Annotated in this window: 5 protein-coding genes; 3 read left to right on the forward strand and 2 right to left on the reverse strand. The window is 36.9% G+C overall.

The window, feature by feature from the left end; genetic code table 11:
- Window positions 1-1,409, reverse strand: a 1,409-nt coding sequence (locus ACOVO2_RS22945; protein ID WP_421772210.1) for a flagellar motor protein MotB, incomplete at its 3' end; no start/stop codon positions are given.
- A 144-nt stretch (window positions 1,410-1,553) separates the two neighbouring features.
- Between ACOVO2_RS22945 and hemJ the strand changes: the two genes are divergently transcribed.
- Complete coding sequence (hemJ, locus tag ACOVO2_RS22950) at window positions 1,554-2,087, forward strand: protoporphyrinogen oxidase HemJ (RefSeq protein ID WP_188770823.1); 534 nt, start codon at window positions 1,554-1,556, stop codon at window positions 2,085-2,087.
- A 47-nt stretch (window positions 2,088-2,134) separates the two neighbouring features.
- Here the strand turns inward: hemJ and ACOVO2_RS22955 are convergent, their stop codons facing one another.
- Window positions 2,135-4,003 (reverse strand): LTA synthase family protein, encoded by a 1,869-nt coding sequence (locus tag ACOVO2_RS22955; protein WP_421772211.1) that lies wholly within the window; start codon window positions 4,001-4,003, stop codon window positions 2,135-2,137.
- Window positions 4,004-4,111: 108 nt separating this feature from the next.
- On the opposite strand from ACOVO2_RS22955, the gene ACOVO2_RS22960 reads away from it, so the two are divergent.
- The gene (locus ACOVO2_RS22960) at window positions 4,112-4,402 is read left to right on the forward strand and encodes a hypothetical protein (protein ID WP_421772212.1); all 291 of its coding nucleotides are present in this window, start codon (window positions 4,112-4,114) and stop codon (window positions 4,400-4,402) included.
- Window positions 4,403-4,626: 224 nt separating this feature from the next.
- The coding region (locus ACOVO2_RS22965; protein WP_421772213.1) for an ATP-binding cassette domain-containing protein at window positions 4,627-5,186 on the forward strand (560 nt) is incomplete at its 3' end.

The raw sequence follows: 5,186 nt of genomic DNA on the forward strand, positions 1-5,186 counted from the left end.
AAAACTGCGGTATATTGCCCCGTGACAGCATCAGAAGTTGTTTTTTCTATAATTTTGTTAGTTTTCAAATCAACCAATTCGATTTCAGCCGAAAGGTTTTGATTGTTATTAGCATCTTTTACTGTGCCTTTTACGTAGCTCGCTCGCTTGAATTTTTCGGAAAGTTTGGCTGGAATATCAAACTGAAAAAGTTTTATGTCAGGTTTCACATCAGATGAATAATAGCCTTTTGAGCCATCAGCCGAAATAAATAGAGCCACTTGGTCTTCGTGGGTATTGATTGGAAAACCCAAATTTTCGGGTTTGGAGTAAAGGCCTGTTTTAGATTCGGTCATGAATAAATCTAATCCGCCCATACCCAAATGCCCATCCGAAGCGAAAAACAAAGTATGCCCATTGGCGTGTACGAAAGGCGAAATTTCGTCGTTTGCTGTATTAATTACATCGCCGAGATTTATGGCTTTTGTCCAAGTGTTATTTTCTTTTAATTCGCTTATCCATAAGTCTTTACGTCCGTAACCTCCTTGTCGGTCAGAAGAAAAATACAATATTCTTCCATCATTTGATAGACTTGGTTGTGCTTCCCAAAATGGAGTGTTTACACTACCTCCTAAATTCTCAGGCGTTGTCCATTCTTCTCCAACTTTCTTGGAAATATACAAATCGCAACTTCCCAGACTATTTTTGCCATCGCAACTCGTAAACACAAGTGTACGGCCATCGGCCGAGATACTGCAAGTACCTTCGTTGGCAGTTGTATTGATTTTATCAGATATACTTTTGGGAGCAGACCAGGTGCCGTTTGTCAGTTGAGAAATATATAAATTTTCGTCGCCATCATCTGAGCGAGCCGTAAAAATAAGGGTTTCGTTGTCGGCAGTCAGAACTGGAAAATATTGTTTGTTTTTAAAATTGATAGTTGAGCCCATTTCGGCAGCTTTGAAAGGCATTGCAGCATTTTTGGCTTCTTCTCCGAACTTGCATTGCTCCAACTGCCTAGTAAGTTGTTTCATTACTGGGCTGTTCTGCGGTACGTTTTTTACCGAAAAACTCAAGTATTCTTTGGCTTTTGCGTATTCGCCAGCTTTTATGAGGCGTGTGCCAATGTATGTGTATCCTTGCGTAAGAAGTGGGTCATTGGGGCGTAATTCGATAGCTTTTTTGTAGAATTTGATGGCATTTTCTTGATTTCGAGCTGCTTCGTTGATTTGACCGAGTTTGAAGTATGGGTCAGCGAAAGTAGAATCTTTTTCAATGGCTTTTTGTAGATTTTCAATCGCATCTACTGATTTTCTTTCAGAAATATTCTTTAGGGCTTTATCGTAAAATTCTTTTGCTTTTGGGTTTGGAACTTGGGCATATATATTAAATGAAAGTGCAAGCAGCAGAACTGTAAAATATCTTATCATAAATTTTGTTGTAAAAATTTATTTTAAAACGTTCGACTCCATTTCATTGTTATCTTTGCAGTCAATTAATTGAAAGTTTCTGTATACAAATTTTCGTTGAAGAAACATTCATAATTCTTAATTCTACATTCTCAATTATAAAAGATGCTTCATTTATATTTAAAATCGCTACATATTATAGGATTTGTCTCGTGGTTTGCTGGCTTGTTTTATTTGGTCAGAATGTTTGTGTATCATGCTGAAGCCGCCGATAAACCCGAGGCTTTGCGTGAAGATTGGAAAAAACAATATACAGCTATGCAATGGCGAGTATATAAAATTATCTGTAACCCAGCCATGATGATTACGTGGACTTGCGGAATATTAATGCTTGTAAATACACCTGCGTTTTTAGAACAAGGTTGGTTACAAACAAAGTTGGTATTACTCGTGTTGCTGACTGGCTATCATCTTTACTGTAAGGGAATCATAAAAAAGCAAGAGGCAGATAGAAGCACTTATACTTCTTTTCAATTTAGGTTGTTGAATGAGCTTCCCACCTTATTTTTGGTGGCAATTGTGCTTTTGGCCGTTGTGAAAGATTTATTAAACTTCGTTTATTTATTTTTAGGGGTTTTGGCTTTCGGTTTTACTTTGTTTTTTGCGGCTCGTGCATATAAAAAGTTTAGAGAGAAGTAGAATAACACTATTCTATTTCTCTACAATTGGTAAGTTGAAAACTTGTCCTACTTTAACCATGAATTCTCGATTAGGCCATTTCGATAATATTGAATAAAAGCCTTTAATTGATTGGCTTGAAAGTCTTGTATGGGTTTATCGGTTTGCATATCAAAACCTTTGGCTTTGCCATCAAGGTTCATTTCTACATATTTGTTTTCTGATATTAATCTAAAAACACCCGAATTAAATTGCAATGCAACTCCAGTATTTCGGGCAAAAATAGATTCTCCGAAAGGTAAAACTTCTTGTTGATTGATACTCAAAAAATCTAATATGCTCGGCAAAATATCAGTATGTTGGCATATTTTTGTTGAATCCGCAAGGCCTTTTAGTTGTGTAAGTGTTTGATTATTAGGGTGATATAAAATTAATGGTACGCTGTATGCTCCCGTTGGCGTTGCGTATTTTTTTTCGGTATTAAACTGCGTATGGTCGGCCGTAATCACAAAAAGTGTATTTTTAAACCACGGTTGTTTAGCCGCAGTTTCAAAGAATTTTCTCAAAGCTAAATCAGTATAGCCCAAACTTTCGTGGATTTCGGCTTTTCCTTTCGGGAATTTTCCTTTGTATTGGGTTGGAATCGGGTAGGGGTGGTGCGAACTCAGCGTAAAAATACAACCCACAAAAGGTTTACTTTCTTTCGATACTTCTGTGGCAAAATATTGCAAATACGGCTCATCAAAAATTCCCCAGTTTTTATCAAAATCTGTTTCCATTTTTTCTTTAGGATATTGATTTAGCCCATAATATTTATCAAAGCCAGCGAGTTGCGAAAACCCCTCAAAACCCATCGAACCATTTCTTGCACCGTGAAAGAATGACGAAACGTAGCCGTGTTTTTTTACGATACTTCCCAGCCCCGCAAATTTATTCGACTGATAACTTGAGGTAATAAAAGGCTCTTCAATCAATTGCGGAATTGAAGCGGTAATAGCAGGCATGGCAATGATTGATTCTCGGCCATTGGCAAAACAATTTTCCATGAAAAGACTGTTTTTGGCCAAAGAATCTAAGAAAGGAGTGTACCCTTTGTAAGGATTTTTATAGCCCATGTATTCCTTACCGAAACTTTCGAGAATAATAATCACAACGTTTTGTGGGGTAGCACTTGCCGAAAAATGCGAACTTCTGTCTCGCCTAATCAACTTTTCAACTAATTGATTATCAGTAAAATAACTAACTTTTTCTGTGCCTTTCGCATCAATCGTTGTCAGAAATGTAAAGGTAGTATTGAGCGTCAGATTTCCGAGATGATTATCATGCTGCTCGAATGCCTGATTGATTCTAAGTGGTTTTTCTTGAAATCCACCTCTGAAAAATAATATCGTAAAACCAATTCCAAGCAACCAAATGATGGATTTTAGGATTATTTGACGAGGACTGTTTCGCAAAGAGATTCTGGCAAAGTTGGGGCTATTGGGCGTAAGTTTAACAAAAAGAAAACTTACAAAAATCCATAGAAAAACCAAATACCAATAAGTGCCAAGTAGGCTAAATGATTGGGCAAAAACATCGCCCATGATACCGAAAACTTCAAAAATTGTTCGTCGGCCGATGAATTTATAATATTCAAAATCGGCAATATTTGTCCAAAAGAAGACGATGTTCGGAATCCAGTAAAGATATTTCAGAAAGCTTTGATAACTTTGTTTTTCAGTAAATCTAAACGGCAATAAAGAGGCAATTGTAAAGAGAATATTACTGATAAAAATAGCCGATAAATCGAACTTTACACCATACAAAAAAGCATAGCTAATTTGTTGAGCGTCAGCAAATTGAAAAGACTTGATATTGTAAACAAGAAACAAAAATCTGAGTAGAAAATAAAAGATAAGCAACCACGTAATACGCTTCAACCACACCAATAAATACATAAGGAAAGCCCCAGTTTGGGTTAATTTTTTATTAAATTTGGTGCAAAATTAATAAAAATAAGGTCTGACCACACTTCTGGCCCAACAATCTTTTACCGTAATAGACAGATGGATTTAATTACTTTCAAAAATACCCTCAAAGAAAATCAAGTTCCGAAAAACCTTCCGATTCTGGTGCAAGCCCTCTGGCATGACGCCAAAGGCGATTGGGAAGCGGCTCATAATATTGCCCAAACCAAAGAAGGTACATTGGCTTACGACCAACTGCACGCCTATTTACACCGCAAGGAAGGAGATAGATTTAATGCTAGTTATTGGTATCGGAGAATCGGTGAATCAATGCCTAAAATTTCGCTCGAAGAAGAATGGGAAGTGTTGGTTGAACGGAATCTGGTCTGACGGTACGTCTGACCCAAAATCAAACAAAATAAAGTTACGTTCCACGAATAAAGTAGTAAATTGCAGAAAATTAAAGAATTGATAATCTATAAAGTATTTATGAGTCGAGATTTGAACATATCAGTATAAACTCTCTAAATTATTTACTATTAGATATTTAGAAAGACTGTTTACTGATAACTGTTGACTGACAACTACTTATGGGTGATGTTTAGCAGAAATATATGAATTACTTATCGGCCGAAAATATCGGAAAAAATTTAGGAGAGCGTTGGTTGTTTAAGAATCTTACATTTGGGATTTTGCAAGGCGAAAAAGTGGCATTGATTGGCTCAAATGGGTCGGGGAAATCGTCGATGCTGAATATGATTATCGGGAAATCGGATGTGGATGGAGGTGAAATTAGTATCAGAAAAGATATTAGAGTGGGGTATTTAGACCAAGAACCGGATTTTCAGGCGGGTAAAACTGTGATGGAAACGATTTTTGCCATCGAAAACTCCAATACGAAAGCTGTTAAAGAATACGAAGATGCTTTGCTTTCAGGCGATGATAACCGAATTGCAAGAGCTATTGAGCAGGTAGATAACCTAAAGGCTTGGGATTACGAAACCAAAGTAAAGCAGATTCTTGGAAAACTGGGAATCGAGTATTTTGATAAACTCGTAGGAAATCTTTCGGGTGGACAGAAAAAACGTGTGGCTCTGGCCCGTGTTTTAATTGAAGAACCAGATTTCTTGATTCTCGATGAGCCTACCAACCACCTTGACCTCGATACCATCGA

The sequence above is a fragment of the Emticicia sp. genome (assembly GCF_049241225.1).
Lineage (GTDB): Bacteria > Bacteroidota > Bacteroidia > Cytophagales > Spirosomataceae > Emticicia.